Source organism: Plantibacter flavus (assembly GCF_051487245.1).
In the GTDB taxonomy this organism is placed as follows: Bacteria; Actinomycetota; Actinomycetes; order Actinomycetales; family Microbacteriaceae; genus Plantibacter; species Plantibacter flavus_B.
This window is the reverse complement of the sequence record NZ_JAHVDH010000001.1, coordinates 707815-724984: the sequence shown is the minus strand read 5'-3', so window position 1 is coordinate 724984 and position 17170 is coordinate 707815. Positions and strand designations below refer to the sequence as shown.

The window sequence follows — 17170 nt, the reverse complement described above, 5'->3', positions numbered from 1 at the left end:
ACCAGGTGTGGAGATGGGGGGAATTGAACCCCCGTCCACTGCTGTGATTCTGCGCCTTCTACGGGCGTATCCCATGAAACGTTCTACTCGGCCCCGACCATTGACACGGGCATCTTGGTCGACGGGCCCAGCCGAGGAAAAGTCCCGAATGACGTCGCGGCTCCGTCATCCAGCAAGTCCCCTAGATGACGCCAGGATCCGAGACGGGGACACGCTCGGTCTGACGGACTAACGGGCTCGCTTAAGCAGCGAGGGCGAAGTCAGTGCGCTTAGAGTTGGCACTTGTTGTTTTGCAGAGATCGTTAACGAGATAACCCTGCATCCTCGACCCGCTTCTCGCAGTTTCGCAGGCAATGTCGAAACCGATCATCCCCATGCGCTCGACGCCCCGGAGACCGAGGTGAAGAGGGTCGTTGTCATACGCTGTCGAATTGTCAAACCACCGGCGAACCGGCGCCAGGCACCTTTCGGTGCAGCCCTCAAGTATAGCTCGCATCCTGCTCGGATGCCACCTCGAACGGTACGCTCGCTGCATGGAACCACGAGCGAACGGAACCGCGCAGGAGCGGACGACCATCTCCGTGCAGGGAGCCGCCACCGTGCGGCACTCCCCTGAACTCGCGACCGCACTCATCACGGTCGAGTTCGACGGTCCGGTCCGCAGCGAGGTGCTCACCCGCACGACGGAGGTCCACACGGCGGTCGCTGCCACGCTCGGCGAGCGGGCCGCCCCGGTGGCGGGCGTCGTCAGGTGGAGTGCTCCGCAGCTGCGCGCTTGGGAGGCCCGCCCGTGGAACCAGCAGGGCGAGCAGCTCGCGCTCGTTCACCATGCCGCGGCGACACTCACCGCGGTCTTCGACGACCGGGAACGCCTCAGCGCGTGGCTCTCGACGATCATCGAGACCGAGGGCGTCACGGTGCAGCAGCTCGACTGGAGCTTGACGGAGGCGAGTCGGATCGCCGCCGAGACGACGGCGCTCACCGATGCGGTCGCCGACGCCCGACGACGCGCGGAGACGATCGGCGCCGCGCTCGGCTTCCCATCGGTCCACCCGGTCGCGATCAGCGACCCGGGCCTCCTCCCGAGCGGGAATGCCATCCCGGCGATGGCCGCGGACGCTGCTGCACCCCGGCTGATGAAGTCGGCCTCGGCGTCGACCACCGGTGAGGGGATCGTCCTGGAACCGAGCGACCTGGAGATCGAGGTCGTCGTCCACGCCCGGTTCGCAGCCGAGTGACGCCAACCGGCCGAGAGCGGACTACTCGCCCAGGCGGTTCCGGGTCGCCATGGCACGAGCTGCCTCACGCGTGTCCTGCTTCTCCCGCAGGGCGTGGCGCTTGTCGTACTCCTTCTTCCCCTTCGCAACCGCGATCTCGACCTTGGCCTTGCCGTCCTTGAAGTAGATCTTCAGCGGCACGAGCGTGAAGCCACCCGGCGCGATCTTGTGGGCAATCTTGTCGATCTGCTCACGATGCAGGAGGAGCTTGCGCTTCCGCCTCGGCGGGTGGTTCGTCCACGTGCCCTGCCCGTATTCCGGGATGTGCACCGCATCGAGCCACGCCTCGCGACGATCGATGTAGGCGTAGCCGTCGACGAGCGACGCCCGCCCGGCTCGCAACGACTTGACCTCGGTTCCCGACAGGACCATTCCGGCCTCGTAGGTGTCCTCGATCGTGTAGTCGTGGCGGGCCTTCCGGTTCGTGGCTACGACGTTCTCGCCCCGTTCCCTCGGCACGGTGTACTCCTGACGGTGAAGATGGGATCCACTCGCGCGGACCGGCCGCGAACGCGGCAGCCTGTCAGTCTAACGCAGCCGAGGACGCGCTCGGAGCATCAGACCTTGAGATATCGGGAGATCGCGAAGTTCGCGGACACGGCTGCGAGCAGCACCCCCACGAGCAACAGGATCGGCAGGACGACGAACGCGTCCCCGAGATCGACGAAGTTCACGTATCTCATCCGATCCGCGAGGTAGCCCTGGACGAACACCTGCACGATGGTGATCACCGCCCCGGCCGCGAGGATCGATCCGATGAGCGCGGCGAACACGCCCTCCAGGATGAACGGCGTCTGGATGAACCGGTTCGACGCACCCACCAGTCGCATGATGCCGAGCTCCCGGCGTCTCGAGTACGCCGACAATCGGATCGTCGTCGCGATCAGCAGCGCCGCGGCGACGAGCATGAGCGCCGCGATCCCGATCGCCGTGTAACTGGCGATGTTCAGGACCGAGAAGATCTGGTCGAGATACTGGCGTTGATCCGTCACCTGCTCAACGCCCGCGACGCCGGAGAACGCCTCGACGAGCACGTCGGACTGCGAGGCGTCCTTCATGTTCACCCAGAACGTCTCGGGCAGCTGGTCCGCGGTCACGAACTGCGCGATGTCGTTGCCCTTGAACTGCTCCTGGAAGTTCGTGAACGCCTGCGCCTGGTCCTCGAAGTAGAACTTGTCGACGAACGGGGCGAGCGTCGAGGACTCTAAGGCGCTCTGCACGGCGGCGCGTTGCTCCTCGGTCGCGGCACCGGCGGCACAGGTGTCCCCCGCGCTGTCGGCGGTGCAGAGGTAGATCGCCACCTGGGCGCGGTCGTACCAGTAGTTCTTCATCTGGCCGATCTGCATCTGCAGGAGCACGGCCGTGCCGACGAAGGTCAGGGAGATGAACGTCACGAGCACGACGGACACGACCATCGACACGTTGCGACGCAGGCCGTTCCAGACCTCGGACCAGATCAGTGCGAGTCTCACTTGGTCGGCCCCACGTTCTGCTCTCCGTCTTCCGAGCCTCGCGCCGCAGCGCGCAGGCCGAGTCGCTCAGCGAGCGACAGGTGTTCGACCTCGATGGGGTCGATCTCGTTGCGTGCCGGCAGCCCGATGGGGCCGGTGGCGTTGCTCAGTCGTTGTGGCGGCGCGACCTCCGGAGCGGCCGCAGCGGGAGCCAGCGGTGCCGGCTGGGCTGGCTGGGCCGGGACATCGGGCTGCGTCACGGGCTCGGACGCCGTCGACTCAGGCGCAACCGGGGTCTCCGGTGGCGCGGCCGGGGTCGCCGCAGCAGCTGCCGGGGCGACCTCTCGCTCGGGTTCGGGCGTCGGCGCGGCGACGGGCACGGCAGTGGTGACCGGCGTCGGCGCCGGTTCGCTCACGACCGGCGTCGTGACGACCGGCTCGGCCGGAGCCTGCGTGGCAACCGGGGTGACGACGGGCGCGGCGACAGCAGCAGCCGCCACCGCGCTCGTGGTCGGCTCGGACTCGGCGGATGTCGGGACACCAGCGGACGAGGACCCGCGGACGAGCCCCGGGATGGCCGCGGTCGTGCCGTATCCGCCGTGTCGCTCGTCACGGACGATGCGTCCGTCCTGGAGCTCGATCACGCGGCGCTGCATCTGGTCGACGAAGCCGGCCTCGTGGGTGGCCATGACGACGGTCGTGCCGCCGGCGTTGATGCGCTCCAGGAGCTGCATGATGCCGGCGCTGGTCGCGGGGTCGAGGTTACCCGTCGGTTCGTCGGCGAGCAGGATCTGCGGCTTGTTCACGATCGCCCGGGCGATCGCGACGCGCTGCTGCTCACCACCGGAGAGCTCGTGCGGCAGACGCTGCGCCTTGCCCTCGAGCCCGACCATCTTGAGGACGTCTGGGACGGCCTCCTGGACGAAGCCTCGGGACTTGCCGATCACCTGCAGCGTGAACGCGACGTTCTGGTAGACCGTCTTGCTCGGGAGCAGACGGAAGTCCTGGAACACCACCCCCAGACTGCGGCGGAAGTAAGGGACCTTGCGGTTCGAGATCGAACCGAGGTCGTGGCCGAGCACATGGATCTTGCCCTTGCTCGGCTTGTCCTCCTTGAGCATCAGGCGGAGGCAGCTCGACTTGCCGGACCCTGAGGCCCCCACGAGGAAGATGAACTCTCCACGCAGGATCTCGAAGTCGACGTCGTTCAGCGCGGGACGCGAGGTTCCCGGATACTTCTTGGAGATGTGATCAAACCGAATCATGGCTCCTTGAGCTTAAGGAGCCACCCGACGAATGCGGGCAGGACACGCCCGAGTTCTGCACCCTGTACGGGGGCTGGGCGAATCCTTTGACGCCGGTGTCGCTACTCGGCCTTCGCCATCGAACGCCAGCGGATGCCCGCCGCGATGAAGCCGTCGAGGTCGCCGTCGAACACCGCAGCCGGGTTACCCTGCTCGTGCTCTGTGCGGAGGTCCTTGACCATCTGGTACGGCGCGAGCACGTAGGAGCGCATCTGGTCGCCCCAGCTCGCGGTGATGTTGCCGGCGAGCTCCTTCTTCGTCGCTGCCTCCTGCTCCTTCTGGATGAGGAGGAGGCGCGACTGCAGCACGCGCATGGCGGCCGCGCGGTTCTGGATCTGGCTCTTCTCGTTCTGCATCGAGACCACCGTGCCCGTCGGGAGGTGGGTGATGCGCACCGCGGAGTCGGTCGTGTTGACCGACTGACCGCCGGGGCCGCTCGATCGGAAGACGTCGACGCGGATGTCGGACTCGGGGATCTCGACGATCTCCGTCTCCTCCATGAGCGGGATGACCTCGACGGCGGCGAAGCTCGTCTGGCGTTTGCCGGCCGCGCCGAACGGACTCATGCGCACGAGGCGGTGGGTCCCGGCCTCCACACTGAGTGTGCCGAACGCGTACGGCGCGTCCACTTCGAAGGTCGCCGACTTGATACCGGCCTCCTCCGCATAGCTGACGTCCATGACGGTGACGGGGTACTTGTGCTGCTCGGCCCAACGCAGGTACATCCGGAACAGCATGTCTGCGAAGTCGGCGGCGTCCACGCCACCGGCGCCGGCACGGATCGTGACGACCGCCGGCCGCGGGTCGTACTCACCGCTCAGCAGGGTCTGGACCTCGAGGTCGCCGAGCACCTTCTGCAGGCTCACGAGCTCGGCCCGCGCCTCTTCGGCGGATTCCTCGTCCTCGGCGTCGCTCGCGAGCTCCACGAGCACCTCGAGGTCGTCGAGGCGGTTCGCGATGCTCGTGATCCGGGCGAGCTCCGACTGCCGGTGGCTGAGCGCGCTCGTCACCTTCTGCGCGTTCGCCGTGTCGTCCCAGAGATCCTGGGCGCCCGCCTGCTCGCTCAACTCGGCGATCTCGGCTTCGAGACGGTCGACGTCGACGACCGTACGGATGTCCGCGAACGTCGAGCGGAGGTTACTGATCTGTGTGGAGAGGTCCAAGTCAAACATTTGGGATCAGCCTACCGTCACACCCCGGGCGTACGATCGAGGGAATGTCTTCCGAAGAACGCCCGTTCGACCTGCGCTCCGTCGCGGTCGCGGTCTTCCTCCCCACGCTGTTGTTCTCGATCGGCGAGGGCGCCATCATCCCGGTCATCCCCGCCGTCGCGGGCAACCTCGGCGCGACGCTCGCCGTGGCAGGCGTCATCTCGTCGCTGATCATGCTCGGCGAGCTCATCGGCGACGTGCCGGCCGGCTGGATCGTGAGCCGCATCGGTGAACGTTTCGCAATGATGTGGGCAGCGCTCCTGGCCGTCATCGGCGTCGCGACGGCGGCGATCTCACCGAACCCCTTCGTCCTCGCCGTCGGCATCTTCTGCATCGGGCTCGCGACTGCCGTCTTCGGCCTCGCTCGTCACGCCTTCATGACCACCTACGTCCCGGTCAAGTACCGGGCGAGGGCGCTCTCCTCGCTCGGCGGCGTCTTCCGTGCGGGCACGTTCATCGGGCCGTTCCTCGCGGCCGGCGTGATCCACCTCACGGGCACCTCGCAGGCTGCGTTCTGGGTCATGGTCGTCTGCTGCGCTGGCTCCGCGGTCACGCTGCTCGTGCTGCCGGATCCTGCCGAGATGTTCGGCCGGCCGACGGCTGTGCGCTCCCCCGACGGCGAACCGCGCACCGAGGGCGAGGAACTCGCGGCTGAGGAGTCCAGCGGGCTCATCGCCTCCATCCGCGCGCACGCCGCCGTGCTCACGCGGATGGGCACGACCGCAGCGCTCGTCGGAGCACTGCGCTCGTGCCGAGCCGTCCTGCTCCCCCTGTGGGCGGTCAGCATCGGCGTCTCGGAGGCCGATACCGCGCTCATCATCGGCGTGGTCGGTGCCGTGGAGTTCGCGCTCTTCTATGCGAGCGGACAGATCATGGACAAGTGGGGGCGCATCTGGACCGCCGTCCCGTCCATGATCGGGCTCGGGACGGGCTTCATCGTGCTGTCCTTCACGCACGACCTCGGCGGCGCGGAGGGCTGGTTCATCGGCGTCGCACTCGTGCTGGCGATCTCGAACGGGCTCGGCAGCGGCATCCTCATGACGATCGGATCTGACCTCGCGCCTCCCGACCGCCCCGCCCCGTTCCTCGGCGCCTACCGGTTCCTCGGGGACGCCGGTACTGCGGCTGCACCGCTCGCGATGTCGGGCATCACCGCTGTGGCGTCGATCTCCCTCGCTGCCGGAACCATCGGCGGAGTGGGGCTGCTCGGCGCGTTCCTGCTCTTCCGCTTCATCCCGAGGTTCATCGACCGGGGCACCCGGCCGTTCCCGTGAGCTGCGCCGACGACATCCGTCGTCCGGCCGGATCTCACCAGAACACGCTCCGAGCCCGCGCGGTGACCTCGATACGCACGCCGTCCGGCACGAACAGCGTCACGAACGGCGGGCGCCAGTCGGCCGACAGCGCCACCTCGGCACTGCGGCCGTCCTCGGAGGAGGCCTCGTCGATCGCGACGCCGTGCAGCGTGCCCGCCCCATTGGCGGCGAGCGCCTGCGCAGCGCTCTCTCGGACGCGGTCGTCGTCGAGCAGCGGCGCGAAGCTCCCGTCAGGCTGCCGCGCGACGTCGGAGACGGAGAAGGACTCCGCGGCGATCGCCGCCAACGAGTCCGCCAGCGAGAAGAGGCGCTTGTGCTCGACGTACAGGGAGGTCGCGGCCGTCCCGACGAACACGAGCGCGAGAGTGACGGCGGCGAACCCGATGCTGAGCAGGATGGTGGAGCCGTCCTCCGCCGCTGCGTCGACGCGGCAGCGGCGCCGGAGCCCCGCGCTCATCCGATGTCAGCCGTCTGAGCGCCGAAGCGCGAGACCGGCGCGGTCGCGCTCCCGACGACCGGCAGCGCCACCCCGATGGAGATCAGCTCCGGCGCGAGCGGCAGGGCGACGAGGATGCGAACCGAAGCGGTGACAGTTCCGCCACGGGTGCCGCACGGGAGTCCGTTCGGCTCGCAGTCGAGTCGGAGGGAGGCTTGTGCCCGGTCCAGGTCGAAGTCCAGCAGGCTGAGCGCGAGGGCATCCTCCGCCCGCTGCCGGCCCAGGGTGTCGTCGCCCGCACGGGCGTAGAGTTTCGCCGCTTGCGCAGCGGCTCCGTCTGCGGCGAGCACCGCGCCCTGCACGCCCGAGAGCGCGACGATCAGGTACACCAGCGGAACGAGCAGGACGAGACCGATGGTGATGAACTCGAGCGAAGCGGACCCGCTCTCGTCACGGATGCACAGGGATCGGACGGAGCGCGGGTCAGGCGAGTTCTTCGAGCACGGCATGTCCACGCACCTCCAGGAGCCCGGGCGCACCGATGAGGCCGAGGACGGGCAACGGTGCCACGACGGACACAGTCACGATCCTCGCCCCTGCGCGATCGTCGAGGCTCACCTCGATCGCCTCCGCGTATGCACGACCGACGGCAACGCCGATGAGCGCACGGGTGCGGTCGACGCCTTCAGCGAGCTCGGTGTCGGCGAGGGCGGCGAACCTCGCACCCTCGGCTGCCGAGTCGATCAGCGTGTTCCGCACGTGGAGGGCGAGCGCGAGTTGCACGACCGACATCGTCAGGAGCGTGAGCATCGCTGCGACGAAGACGAACTCCGCCACGGCCGAGCCCTCTTCGGATCGGAACCGGTGCCACGCAGGAACGCCCGGTTTCACGTGCCCCTCCTCGCTGATGCGCGCCTCCGAGCACTGCACCACCTCAGATGCCGGAGACACGCTCGATGGCCTGCTCGAACACCTGGGTGAGCGCGGGACCGGCGACACCCCAGATCAGGAGAACGAGTCCGGCAGTCATCAACGTGATCAGGACCCAGCCGGGGACGTCGCCGCGCTCGTCGTGGAGCAGGGCACGGCCGTGACGGAGAGTGCGATCGAGGAAGGAGGGGGCGGACATTGCGACCTTTCGTTAGAAACCGGTGCGGAGCACGAACGCTCCGGGGAACACCGCGATGATGATGGACAGGGGCAGGATCAGGAACACGAGCGGGACGAGCATGGCGACTTCCTTCTTGCCGGCGGATTCGAGCAGACGTCGTTTCGCCCTGTCCCGCCCGTCGTGAGCATGGTCGAGGAGAACTGCTGCGACCGGTGTGCCGCGCTCGAGCGCGCCGAGGATCTGGTCGACGCAGCGGGCGAGCACCGGCATCGACAGCCGGTGTTCGAACTCGCGGAGCGCCACGGGGAACGGGATGCCGGTCGAGACCTCGGCCATCACGCGACGGAACTCCCCGCCGAGTTCGCCACCGGCCGAGACCCGCGCGACGCGGTCGAGGGCATCGGTGATGGCTTCACCGGCAGCGAGGCTCAGACTCAGGAACTCGAGCACGGTCGGGAGCTCCTCCTCGATACGGGCCACGCGTCGTCGCGCCGCGCGGGCCAACGCCTGATCGCGGAGGACGATCCCGAAGACCGCTCCGAAGAGCGGCAGCAGTGCGGCGACCGGAAGCGGCAGTCGTCCGGTGGCGTAGACGACGACGGCGAGCGCAGTCGAGGCCGCGAACGCACCGAGAGCCCAGAGCAACTGCGACAGACGGTACTGCTCGAGGGCGGGGCCGCCGGACTGCCCGAGGCGGCGGAGGACGAGCCCTTGATCGGCGCCGACGAGGCCGAGGATCCAGCGGAGTGCTCGCAACACGGGGACGAGCAGCGCAGCGACGACCGGCAGCGGGTCGGTCGAGCGTCTCCCCGACTGCTCCCGCGCCACCGGAGAGATGTCGGCGACGTAGGGCGCGATGCGGTCTGCGAGCTGTGGGCGCCGGAGCGGCGGCAACAGCATGGCGAGCGCCCAGAGGCCGAGGCCGAGCACGCTGCCGAGCGCGACGGCGATGCCGGCGTCGGCGCTCATCTGAACCACCGCCGTTCGGCCTGGAGGCGCCCGACCCGGAGCATCGCCTGGTACGCGAGGGCAGAGACGACCACCCCGGCGATGATGAGCACAGCACCCTCGCGGGAGTTGTAGGCGAGCGCCGCCTCCGGCCGTGAGGACAGCAGCAGGAGGATGAGCCACGGCGCCGCGACACCGAGTCGGGCGGCGTTCACGACCCAGGACTGTCGTGCCTCGGCCTCCGCGCGGACGGCCGACTCCTCGCGGAGGCCCGCCGACAGTGCGCGCAGGACGGTGGGCAGTTCCGTACCGCCGACGTCGCGGGCCATGCGCACGGTCTCCAGGATCCGGTCAGCGACGGGGTCGGCGAGTGCCGTCTTCAGATCGTCGAGGCCGTCGGAGAAGCGTCCGGCGGCCCGGTAGTCAGCCGTGAACGCCGCGAACGCCGGGCGAAGCGGTGCCGGACCGACGGTCGCCAGCGCTGCGACGGCGTCCGGGAGCGCGAGGCCGGATCGGATGGCGGAGAGCAGGTGGTCGACGACGTCGGGCCACAGCCCCCGTTGCAGTCGTCGTCTCGCGGTCGCCCGCGCGCGGAGCACGACCACGGGGGCGACGAGCCCTGCGGAACCGACGACCGCGCTCAATGGGAGCACCTGACACACCACCTGCACGAGCGAGGCTGTGACCAGGCCGCAGAGCAGGGACAGCACGATCGTCGCAGCCCAGTACCGACCGGGCAGGCCCGCCAGGACGAGCAGCTCCCGCAGCGCCGCGATCGGACGCCATCGCTCGAGGACCGTCGCAAGCGGTTCAGGCTCCGGCCACCACCAGGGCGCGAGGATCAACAGGAGTCCGGCCGCGAGCACGGCACCGGCGACGAGGCTCATCGATCGTCGACGGACAGGATCGATGCGAGGGAGATCCCGGCTGCGCGGTACTTGTCGTCGTGGAGCGGGAAGCGGCCCGTGGCGCGGAGCTCCCCCGCGTGCTGCTCGAACAACGTCGACGCCTCGATCGTGTGTGCCTCACCGCTTCCGCCGACAGCGATGATCTCGGCGACCCGTCGCTTTCCCGAGCGGTCGAGCTCGCAGTGCACGACGAGGTCGATGCAGGACGCGACCGCAGGACGCACGAACGCGGAGTCGATGTTGCGACCGGCGAGGAGCGGGAGGGTGCAGAGCTTCCCGATCGCGTCGCGGGCGGAGTTCGCGTGGATGCTGCAGAGCCCGGGCAGCCCACTGTTGAGCGCGATCAGGAGGTCGAGGCTCTCCGCTTCACGGACCTCGCCGACGACGATGCGATCCGGTCGCATGCGCAGCGCCTCCTTGATGAGCCGCCGGAGGGTGATCTCACCGGTTCCTTCCAGGCTCGACTGCCTGCACTGCATCGCGACGACGTCGCGGTTGCCTGGCGCGAGTTCGAAGGTCTCCTCCACGGTCACGATGCGCAACGCGGGGTCGAGGGACGCGATCAAGGCGCCGAGCAGCGTGGTCTTGCCCGCCTGCGTGGCTCCGGAGACGAGGATGTTCGCGCCGGCGATCATGCTGGCCCGGAGGAACTCCGCAGCCTGGTAGCTCATCGACCCGGCGGCGACCAACTGCCCGAGGTCGCGGATCCGGCTCGAGAACTTCCGGATGTTCACCGACATGTGCCGTCGGGTGACGTCGGGGATGACGACGTGGAGCCGCGAGCCGTCCGGCAGCGAGGCGTCGACGAACGGGTTCGCGAGGTCGACGCGGCGTCCGGTCGCCCGGAGCATCCGCTCGACGAGGTCGCGGACGTCGCTCTCCGTGAGCAGGACGTCGGTGAGTTCCGAGACGCCGCCCCGCGCGACGAACACCCGGGTCGGCTCGTTGATCCAGATCTCCTCGACACTCGGATCGTCCAGCAGCGGCTGGATCGCCCCGAACCCCGTGACCGCAGCGAGCACCTCGCTCGTCATCCCCGACTCGTCGTCGATCAGCGGCGTCGCATCGCTCAGCGCGTGCTCGTTGTACCGCCGGACCTCCTCACGGGCGATCCGCCCGGCTCCCCCGCGTCTCCGCGTCTCGCCGAACTCCTCTCGAACCCGATCGCGAACGCGCGCCGTGATGATCTCCGCAGCTGTCCCCATGCCGCCATCATGACGAAAACCGGCGCAACCCCGCCGAAGTTATCCACAGTCCGCTCGCTAGGCTCGACGACGTGACGACGACCCTGCACATCGACGGCTCCCGCATCCACGACATCACCTCGCTCTACGAGGTCCTCAACGACGTTCTCATGGCCGGCGAGGACTGGCGGCTGGGCGAGAGCCTCGACGCCCTCGACGACGCGCTGTACGGCGGCTTCGGAGCACTCCACGAGGCCATCGACCCTCGGTTCGTCTGGGCCGACGCGGAACACAGTCGGGCCGCGCTCGGCCTGCACACGACGACAACATGGCTGCAGGCGAAGATCGACCACGGCGCGCCGTACAACGTCGCGTTGCTCACCGGTCAGCTCCGGGACCTCGAAGCCGGACGCGGGAAGACGTACTTCGAGCTCGTCCTCGAGGTGTTCGCCGGCCATCCCGCCATCGCCCTCGACCTGGCCTGAGCAGCGCAACCCCTGTCGGCGTGATCGCGGCTCAGGTACCGTCGAGCCATGGACACCGACCTGCTGTTCGGGATCGTGGTGACCCTGGCGGTCGTCGCGATCATCGCCGTGCTGGTGCTGCTCGCGACACGCGCCCGTCGTCGCGGCGTGGCCGGCCGCGCGATGGCGGCGGCGATGGCGGCCTACGACGAAGCGGTGCACACGAGTGCCCACGACGCCTGGGTGGCGGCGCAGGAGCAGGGCGAACGGGCTGCAGCCCGCCCGAGCCCCGAAGGCCGCTGAGCCGCCAGGATCAGGCGGTCGCGAACCGTTTCGCCGAGCGCTCCTTCGCCTTCCGCGCCTCGACCTCGCGGTCCTTCGGCGGCGCAGTGGTCACCAGGTCCTCCAGGAGGTGGCGTGTGATGTGCGCGATCTCGGCGACCGCGTGATCGAACGCCTCCTGGTTGGCCTGCGACGGCTTGGTCGATCCGCTGATCTTCCGCACGTACTGCAGGGCGGCAGCTGCGACCTCGTCGTCAGTGGCGGCTGGTTCGAAGTTGTGGAGGGTGTGGATGTTCCGGCACATGCAGGCATGCTAACCCCGCCCGGCCCACCGATCCAGGGGTCCGGACCGGTGGTTGTCTCGACGCGCTTGCAGCAGACGGCGCGAGGCGGAAGAGTGGCCCCATGATCAACGGCTATACGGCAGACCAGGTCCGGCTCGCAGAAGCACCGCTCATGGACGCCGGTGAGCCGCTCATGGCCAGAGCCGCGCGCGGTCTCGCCCTCGCGATCCAAGACGTGCTCGCCGCGCGAGCCGACGCCCGCACGGCACAGGACGACGCACTGCCGGAGACGTGGAACGTACTCTTCCTCGTCGGGTCCGGCGACAACGGTGGTGACGCCCTGTTCGCCGCAGCCGAACTGGCCTCGTCGACCGGCCCCGATGGGCGGCCCCTGCAACTCGTCGCCGCCCGCACCGGCGACCACGCCCACGAGGCGGGCTACGCCGCCGCGGTCGAGGCCGGCGTGCGGTTCTTGGAGAGCTCCCCTGCGGACCCCGCCGACGCAGCTGCGGCCGCTCGGGAGGCGTCGCTCGTCGTCGACGGGATCTTCGGTATCGGCGCGAGTCGCAACCCCAGCCTTCGCGGCGCCCCGAAGGACATCGTCGAGGCGGTCCTTCCCATCGTCCGATCCGCGGGCGGGCCGACCGTCATCGCGGTCGACCTTCCCAGCGGAATCGATCCCGACGAGGGCACGGTGCCCGAGGGCGCCGTGCTGCCTGCTGAGGTCACCGTGACCTTCGGAGCGGTGAAGGCCGGGCTCCTGATCCCGCCGGGTTCGGCGTTCGCGGGCGATGTGCGGCTGATCGACATCGGTTTGGGACCGCAGTTGGAGGGCATCGTGCCGTTCATCAGTGTCGACCAGGCCGAGGCCTGAGCGACGACCCCCGGCCGTCCGGACGCGGTCAGCTCCGGCTGGACACCGACGCCGCTGCGGGTGCGGGCGCGGCCACACCCGCCAGAGCGTGAGCGGCGAGCGAACCCAGTGTCCGGAGCCCGTCACGCGACAGCACGGATTCGAGGTGGCCCTGCACCGAGGCGAACCCGCGTCCCCGCATCGCGAACACGTCACCGCTCTGCGGATCCGTCGCGAGCTCGACCCCGGAGGTCGGAGCCGCATCCGTCCCGGCGCGCGCCGTGAAGGTGTTGTAGAAACCGATGAGCGACTGCTCGCCGAAGAGGTCCAGGTCGAGCTGCAGGCCCTGGCGCGGCGAGTCGAGCCGCTCGATCGGGAGACCGAGCTGGATCGCGAGCACCTGATGGCTGAGGCACACGGCCAGCAACGGTGCACCTGCGGCGAGACGAGCCGAGACGAGCTCGTGGAGCCGCCGGACACGCGGTTCGGTGAGGTCGAGCGGGTCCCCGGGGCCGGGCCCGGCGACGAGGAGGTCGACGTCGACCCGGGGGTCGTGCACGTTCGACCAGTGCTCGACCACGACGGTCATGCCGAAGTGGCGGAGCTGGTGGGCGAGCATCGCGGTGAACTCGTCCTCGGCGTCGACGATGAGTGCTGTGCGACCCGAGAGCGATCCGACCGGTGCCGGATGCTGCGGCTGCAACCAGAAGGGTGCCAGGCGCTCGTTCCGGGCACGGAGCGCCGCCTCGACACCGGGCTCCGCCGCGAGATCGACGGTCGGCCCGAGTTCGGCGGGCGCCATGACCCCGAGAGCGGTGAGGACTCCGGCCGCCTTCGCCGCCGTCTCCGCCACCTCAGAGGTCGGATCGGAGTGACGCACGAGCGTCGCGCCGGCCGGCACCCGAACCAGCCCCGCATCGTCGATGTAGGCCGTGCGGATCAGGATCGGTGCGTCGAGCTCGTACTCGCCGTCGCCGAGAGGGGTGAAGAGGGCGAGGACACCCGAGTAGTACCCGCGGGCGTTCCGTTCGTGGCGGGCGATCACCGAGCATGCATTCTGCATGGGCGAACCGGTCACCGTCGGTGCGAACATCGTCAGCCGCAGGACCTCGCGGACGTCGAGGTCGCTGGTCCCCGCGAGCAGGTACTCCGTGTGCGTGAGCCGGGACATCTGCTTCACGTACGGGCCGAGGATGCGTCCACCGGAGGCGCACACCCGGCTCATCATCTTCATCTCCTCATCCACCACCATGAAGAGTTCCTCGGTCTCCTTCACGTCGCCGAGGAACGCGCGGAAGTCCTCGCCCGTCGCCCCGCTGCGAGGGTGACGGAACGTGCCGCTGATCGGGTTCATGGTGACGGTGCGGTCGCCTGAGTCAGGGTCGCGGTTCACGGCCACATGCCGCTCTGGCGTCGCACCCGCCATCGAGATCCCGGGGGTGTGGACGGCGAACGTCCAATACGCGCCCGTCTCGCCGAGGAGCAGTGCATGCAGCCAGGCGAGCACCGCGCGCTCGGCAGGGACCTCGGTGGTCGCGGTGAACTCCCGGCGGATGACGAAGTTCGCGCCCTCGCCCCGGCCGATCTCCTCCTCGATGACCCGACGGACGATGTCCGCGTAGTCGTCGTCGGAGACGTCGAAGCCACCGCCCACGAGCGGCACCGCGTCTTGCGGAAGACGTTCGAGCAGTTCGTCGAGCGACACCGTCTCACGCTCCGTCACGACGAGACAGCGCAGCGGTGCGCCGTCGTCCATCGCGGCGAAACCGCGCTCGCGCACCTGGCGATACGGCACGAGCGTCAGGACCTCAGGCTGCACCGAGGAGCCCGGGGTGCCGAGTGGGATGTCCGCGAGCGCATCGACGTCGACGATGTCGCCCGTGTACAGGTCGACGGTGTCGCCGCCGTGGCGACGGAGCACGGCGAACGGGAAGTCCGGGCCGGCATGCAGCACGCGGTGGAGCAGGGTGGTCATGGTGGTGTCCTCAGGCTGGGACCGATCAGACAGGGCCGCCGAACGAGAACGACCGCCCTGTCAGGCGGTCGAGTCGTCGTGTGTGCACGTGCGCGGTCCGCCTAGGAGGCGGGCCACCAGCTCGTTGCACACGTCGTTCGCATGGTGCGAGCATACACGCCGGGCAGCCGCCGCGCAGGCGTCGCCGCCCAGCAAGGCACAGGCCGTTCCCGACTGCCCTCCTCTAGACTGAACGCACCCGCGGGAGTGGTGGAATTGGCAGACACGCAGGATTTAGGATCCTGTGCTTTCGAGCGTGAGGGTTCAAGTCCCTTCTCCCGCACGTTTCACCGTCGTCTCACCCCTCACCTCCACGACAGCAGGAGCTCCGCGCATGGTCCACACCGCACTCATCCCCTGGCTCGACCCGGAAGGCATCATCACCGCCGTCGGCCCCTGGGCCCTCGTCGTCGTGTGTGCGATCGTCTTCGCCGAGACCGGTCTCCTCGTCGGATTCCTCCTCCCGGGCGACACCCTGCTCGTCATCACGGGCATCCTGACGTTCAGCGGCGTCATCCAGATCGACATCTGGTGGGTGTGCCTCGCGATCGGATTCGCGGCCTTCCTCGGCGGTGAGGTGGGCTACCTCATCGGTCACAAACTCGGCCCCAGGGTGTTCGAACGCAAGGAGTCCGGGCTGTTCAGCATCAAGAACGTCGAGCGGACGAACGCGTTCTTCGAGCGTTTCGGTGCCCTCGCGGTCATCCTCGCCCGCTTCGTGCCGATCGTGCGCACCTTCGCCCCGATCGCCGCCGGCATCGGACACATGAACTACCGCAAGTACTCGATCTACAACCTCATCGGAGCCCTCATCTGGGGCGCCGGTCTCACCTACTTCGGCTTCGTCCTCGGTTACATCCCGCCCGTCGCCGGGTTCGTGCAGGAGTACATCGACGTCATCCTCATCGGTGCCGTCGTCATCACCCTCATCCCCACCATCTGGCACTACGTGCAGTCGACCCGGAAGGCCAAGCGCCTCGAGGGCACCGTCACCGACGAGGAGCGTCGCGCTGCAGCGGCGAAACTCGCCAACGAGGACGTCTTCAAGCGCGACCGCGGTACCGAGAAGCCGTAGTCTCCCGCCGACCGCCGGACATCAACGGTGGTGCGAGTCCTCATGGGAGGCGTGCTCCTCGGGTTCCAGCTGGAACGTCGAGTGCTCCACATCGAAGTGGTCGTGCAGACAGGAGCCCAGACGGTCGAGGAGCTCCCCCGTCCCGCCGTGCGCGAACACCTCCTGCGCGACCACGATGTGAGCCGAGAACACCGGGTGACCTGAGGTGATCTGCCAGACGTGGACGTCGTGCACGGCGACCACGCCCTCGGTGCCGAGCAGGTGGTCACGGATCTCCTGGACATCGGTGTCCGCTGGCGCGGACTCGCTGAGCACCCGGACGACGTCGCGCAGCAGCGAGAGCGCGCGCGGGACGATCATCGCGGCGATGGCGAGCGACGCGATCGCATCCGCCTGCGCGAATCCCGTCGACATGATCACGACGGCCGCCACGATGACGGCGACCGAGCCGAGCATGTCGCCGAGCACCTCCAGGTAGGCGCCCCGCATGTTGATCGACGACTCCTTACCGCCGCGGAGGACGAGGAGTGCGCAGACGTTCGCCACGAGTCCGACGATCGCCACGATGAGCATCGGCAGGCTCTGCACCTCCGCCTCAGCCGGGTCGAGGAGCCGCGAGACGCCCTCGATGAGGACCGAGACGGCGACAGCGACGAGGATGAGGCCGTTGATGAGCGCCCCGAACACTTCGGCCCGCTGGTAGCCGAAGGTCTGCCGATCGGTCGCCGGGCGTGCCGCGACGATCGTGGCGACGAGGGCGATGATCAGTCCCGTCAGATCGGACAGCATGTGCCCGGCGTCGGCGAGCAGGGAGAGCGAGCCGCTGATCCACGCGCCGACGAGCTCGACCACCAGCACCGTCGCGATGATGGCGATCGCGATGGCGAGTCTGGAGCGGTTTGCGGTGCCGGCGTGCGAGTGATCGTGACCCATGATGTCTCAACCGTACGAGCTTCCGGACGCCTCTGGAAGGGTCTATGCCGAGATAGGAATGATGCTGAGCATCATGATCATCTGCACCACGGCGACGCCGTCATCTCGAGTCGTTCGCG

General features: G+C 68.7%; 20 protein-coding genes, 1 tRNA gene and 1 other RNA gene. 7 read left to right on the top strand and 15 right to left on the bottom strand.

Annotated features, from left to right (window positions below):
- Positions 1-5: 5 nt before the first annotated feature.
- Positions 6-374: a transfer-messenger RNA gene (ssrA, locus tag KXS11_RS03340) on the bottom strand.
- 159 nt (positions 375-533) lie between these two features.
- Here ssrA and KXS11_RS03335 point away from each other — a divergent pair.
- Complete coding sequence (locus KXS11_RS03335) at positions 534-1238, top strand: SIMPL domain-containing protein (protein ID WP_437384023.1); 705 nt, start codon at positions 534-536, stop codon at positions 1236-1238.
- 21 nt (positions 1239-1259) lie between these two features.
- Here the strand turns inward: KXS11_RS03335 and smpB are convergent, their stop codons facing one another.
- From smpB to prfB, 4 genes are all read right to left on the bottom strand, one after another.
- Positions 1260-1736, bottom strand: a complete 477-nt coding sequence (gene smpB / locus KXS11_RS03330; protein ID WP_437384022.1) for an SsrA-binding protein SmpB — start codon at positions 1734-1736, stop codon at positions 1260-1262.
- Positions 1737-1834: 98 nt separating this feature from the next.
- On the bottom strand, positions 1835-2749 hold the full coding sequence (gene ftsX / locus KXS11_RS03325; protein ID WP_437384021.1) for a permease-like cell division protein FtsX: 915 nt from the start codon (positions 2747-2749) through the stop codon (positions 1835-1837).
- Positions 2746-3993 carry a cell division ATP-binding protein FtsE gene (ftsE, locus tag KXS11_RS03320; RefSeq protein ID WP_437384020.1) on the bottom strand — a complete coding sequence of 416 codons (1248 nt, stop codon included), beginning with the start codon at positions 3991-3993 and terminating at the stop codon, positions 2746-2748. The genes ftsX and ftsE overlap by 4 nt, the downstream gene beginning before the upstream one ends.
- 101 nt (positions 3994-4094) lie before the next feature.
- Positions 4095-5204, bottom strand: coding sequence for a peptide chain release factor 2 (prfB, locus tag KXS11_RS03315; protein ID WP_437384019.1), 1110 nt, complete (start codon positions 5202-5204; stop codon positions 4095-4097).
- 44 nt (positions 5205-5248) lie between these two features.
- Here prfB and KXS11_RS03310 point away from each other — a divergent pair, with 44 nt between their 5' ends.
- On the top strand, positions 5249-6517 hold the full coding sequence (locus tag KXS11_RS03310) for an MFS transporter (RefSeq protein ID WP_437384018.1): 1269 nt from the start codon (positions 5249-5251) through the stop codon (positions 6515-6517).
- A gap of 34 nt (positions 6518-6551) precedes the next feature.
- On the opposite strand, the gene KXS11_RS03305 is transcribed toward KXS11_RS03310, so the two are convergent.
- Genes KXS11_RS03305 through KXS11_RS03275 form a run of 7 tightly spaced genes read right to left on the bottom strand, consistent with a single transcriptional unit; the run spans position 6552 to position 11167 of the window.
- Complete coding sequence (locus KXS11_RS03305) at positions 6552-7016, bottom strand: Tad domain-containing protein (RefSeq protein ID WP_437384017.1); 465 nt, start codon at positions 7014-7016, stop codon at positions 6552-6554.
- On the bottom strand, positions 7013-7504 hold the full coding sequence (locus KXS11_RS03300; RefSeq protein ID WP_437384016.1) for a hypothetical protein: 492 nt from the start codon (positions 7502-7504) through the stop codon (positions 7013-7015). The genes KXS11_RS03305 and KXS11_RS03300 overlap by 4 nt, the downstream gene beginning before the upstream one ends.
- Positions 7479-7886: a TadE/TadG family type IV pilus assembly protein gene (locus KXS11_RS03295; protein ID WP_437384015.1), complete on the bottom strand. Its 408-nt coding sequence runs from the start codon at positions 7884-7886 to the stop codon at positions 7479-7481. Before KXS11_RS03295 ends, KXS11_RS03300 begins: the two co-directional genes overlap by 26 nt.
- Before the next feature lie 43 nt (positions 7887-7929).
- Positions 7930-8124 carry a hypothetical protein gene (locus tag KXS11_RS03290; protein ID WP_437384014.1) on the bottom strand — a complete coding sequence of 65 codons (195 nt, stop codon included), beginning with the start codon at positions 8122-8124 and terminating at the stop codon, positions 7930-7932.
- A gap of 12 nt (positions 8125-8136) precedes the next feature.
- Positions 8137-9075, bottom strand: a complete 939-nt coding sequence (locus KXS11_RS03285) for a type II secretion system F family protein (RefSeq protein WP_437384013.1) — start codon at positions 9073-9075, stop codon at positions 8137-8139.
- Positions 9072-9941: a type II secretion system F family protein gene (locus KXS11_RS03280; RefSeq protein ID WP_437384012.1), complete on the bottom strand. Its 870-nt coding sequence runs from the start codon at positions 9939-9941 to the stop codon at positions 9072-9074. The genes KXS11_RS03285 and KXS11_RS03280 overlap by 4 nt, the downstream gene beginning before the upstream one ends.
- The gene (locus KXS11_RS03275; protein WP_437384011.1) at positions 9938-11167 is read right to left on the bottom strand and encodes a CpaF family protein; all 1230 of its coding nucleotides are present in this window, start codon (positions 11165-11167) and stop codon (positions 9938-9940) included. The genes KXS11_RS03280 and KXS11_RS03275 overlap by 4 nt, the downstream gene beginning before the upstream one ends.
- Before the next feature lie 71 nt (positions 11168-11238).
- Here KXS11_RS03275 and KXS11_RS03270 point away from each other — a divergent pair, with 71 nt between their 5' ends.
- Complete coding sequence (locus KXS11_RS03270; RefSeq protein ID WP_437384010.1) at positions 11239-11631, top strand: ribonuclease inhibitor; 393 nt, start codon at positions 11239-11241, stop codon at positions 11629-11631.
- 48 nt (positions 11632-11679) lie between these two features.
- Positions 11680-11913 (top strand): hypothetical protein, encoded by a 234-nt coding sequence (locus KXS11_RS03265; protein ID WP_437384009.1) that lies wholly within the window; start codon positions 11680-11682, stop codon positions 11911-11913.
- Positions 11914-11923: 10 nt separating this feature from the next.
- Here the strand turns inward: KXS11_RS03265 and KXS11_RS03260 are convergent, their stop codons facing one another.
- Positions 11924-12196, bottom strand: coding sequence for a DUF2277 domain-containing protein (locus tag KXS11_RS03260; protein ID WP_437384008.1), 273 nt, complete (start codon positions 12194-12196; stop codon positions 11924-11926).
- Between the two features lie 101 nt (positions 12197-12297).
- On the opposite strand from KXS11_RS03260, the gene KXS11_RS03255 reads away from it, so the two are divergent.
- A complete protein-coding gene (locus tag KXS11_RS03255) occupies positions 12298-13050 on the top strand; it encodes an NAD(P)H-hydrate epimerase (RefSeq protein WP_437384007.1) in 753 nt (250 codons plus the stop codon).
- 28 nt (positions 13051-13078) lie between these two features.
- Here the strand turns inward: KXS11_RS03255 and KXS11_RS03250 are convergent, their stop codons facing one another.
- Positions 13079-15004, bottom strand: coding sequence for an anthranilate synthase family protein (locus tag KXS11_RS03250; RefSeq protein WP_437384006.1), 1926 nt, complete (start codon positions 15002-15004; stop codon positions 13079-13081).
- 240 nt (positions 15005-15244) lie between these two features.
- Here KXS11_RS03250 and KXS11_RS03245 point away from each other — a divergent pair.
- Positions 15245-15326 (top strand) — tRNA-Leu (locus tag KXS11_RS03245).
- A gap of 51 nt (positions 15327-15377) precedes the next feature.
- Entirely contained in the window at positions 15378-16118 is a 741-nt protein-coding gene (locus tag KXS11_RS03240) for a DedA family protein (protein WP_437384005.1), read from the top strand.
- Positions 16119-16139: 21 nt separating this feature from the next.
- Here the strand turns inward: KXS11_RS03240 and KXS11_RS03235 are convergent, their stop codons facing one another.
- A complete protein-coding gene (locus KXS11_RS03235) occupies positions 16140-17051 on the bottom strand; it encodes a cation diffusion facilitator family transporter (RefSeq protein WP_437384004.1) in 912 nt (303 codons plus the stop codon).
- Positions 17052-17170 lie beyond the last annotated feature (119 nt).

Coding starts and splice junctions, on each gene's coding strand:
- KXS11_RS03335 (WP_437384023.1), top strand. CDS start 534: ATGGAACCACGAGCGAACGGAACCGCGCAGGAGCGGACGACCATCTCC.
- ftsE (WP_437384020.1), bottom strand. CDS start 3,993: ATGATTCGGTTTGATCACATCTCCAAGAAGTATCCGGGAACCTCGCGT.
- prfB (WP_437384019.1), bottom strand. CDS start 5,204: ATGTTTGACTTGGACCTCTCCACACAGATCAGTAACCTCCGCTCGACG.
- KXS11_RS03310 (WP_437384018.1), top strand. CDS start 5,249: ATGTCTTCCGAAGAACGCCCGTTCGACCTGCGCTCCGTCGCGGTCGCG.
- KXS11_RS03305 (WP_437384017.1), bottom strand. CDS start 7,016: ATGAGCGCGGGGCTCCGGCGCCGCTGCCGCGTCGACGCAGCGGCGGAG.
- KXS11_RS03300 (WP_437384016.1), bottom strand. CDS start 7,504: ATGCCGTGCTCGAAGAACTCGCCTGACCCGCGCTCCGTCCGATCCCTG.
- KXS11_RS03290 (WP_437384014.1), bottom strand. CDS start 8,124: ATGTCCGCCCCCTCCTTCCTCGATCGCACTCTCCGTCACGGCCGTGCC.
- KXS11_RS03285 (WP_437384013.1), bottom strand. CDS start 9,075: ATGAGCGCCGACGCCGGCATCGCCGTCGCGCTCGGCAGCGTGCTCGGC.
- KXS11_RS03280 (WP_437384012.1), bottom strand. CDS start 9,941: ATGAGCCTCGTCGCCGGTGCCGTGCTCGCGGCCGGACTCCTGTTGATC.
- KXS11_RS03275 (WP_437384011.1), bottom strand. CDS start 11,167: ATGGGGACAGCTGCGGAGATCATCACGGCGCGCGTTCGCGATCGGGTT.
- KXS11_RS03265 (WP_437384009.1), top strand. CDS start 11,680: ATGGACACCGACCTGCTGTTCGGGATCGTGGTGACCCTGGCGGTCGTC.
- KXS11_RS03260 (WP_437384008.1), bottom strand. CDS start 12,196: ATGTGCCGGAACATCCACACCCTCCACAACTTCGAACCAGCCGCCACT.
- KXS11_RS03255 (WP_437384007.1), top strand. CDS start 12,298: ATGATCAACGGCTATACGGCAGACCAGGTCCGGCTCGCAGAAGCACCG.
- KXS11_RS03250 (WP_437384006.1), bottom strand. CDS start 15,004: ATGACCACCCTGCTCCACCGCGTGCTGCATGCCGGCCCGGACTTCCCG.
- KXS11_RS03240 (WP_437384005.1), top strand. CDS start 15,378: ATGGTCCACACCGCACTCATCCCCTGGCTCGACCCGGAAGGCATCATC.
- KXS11_RS03235 (WP_437384004.1), bottom strand. CDS start 17,051: ATGGGTCACGATCACTCGCACGCCGGCACCGCAAACCGCTCCAGACTC.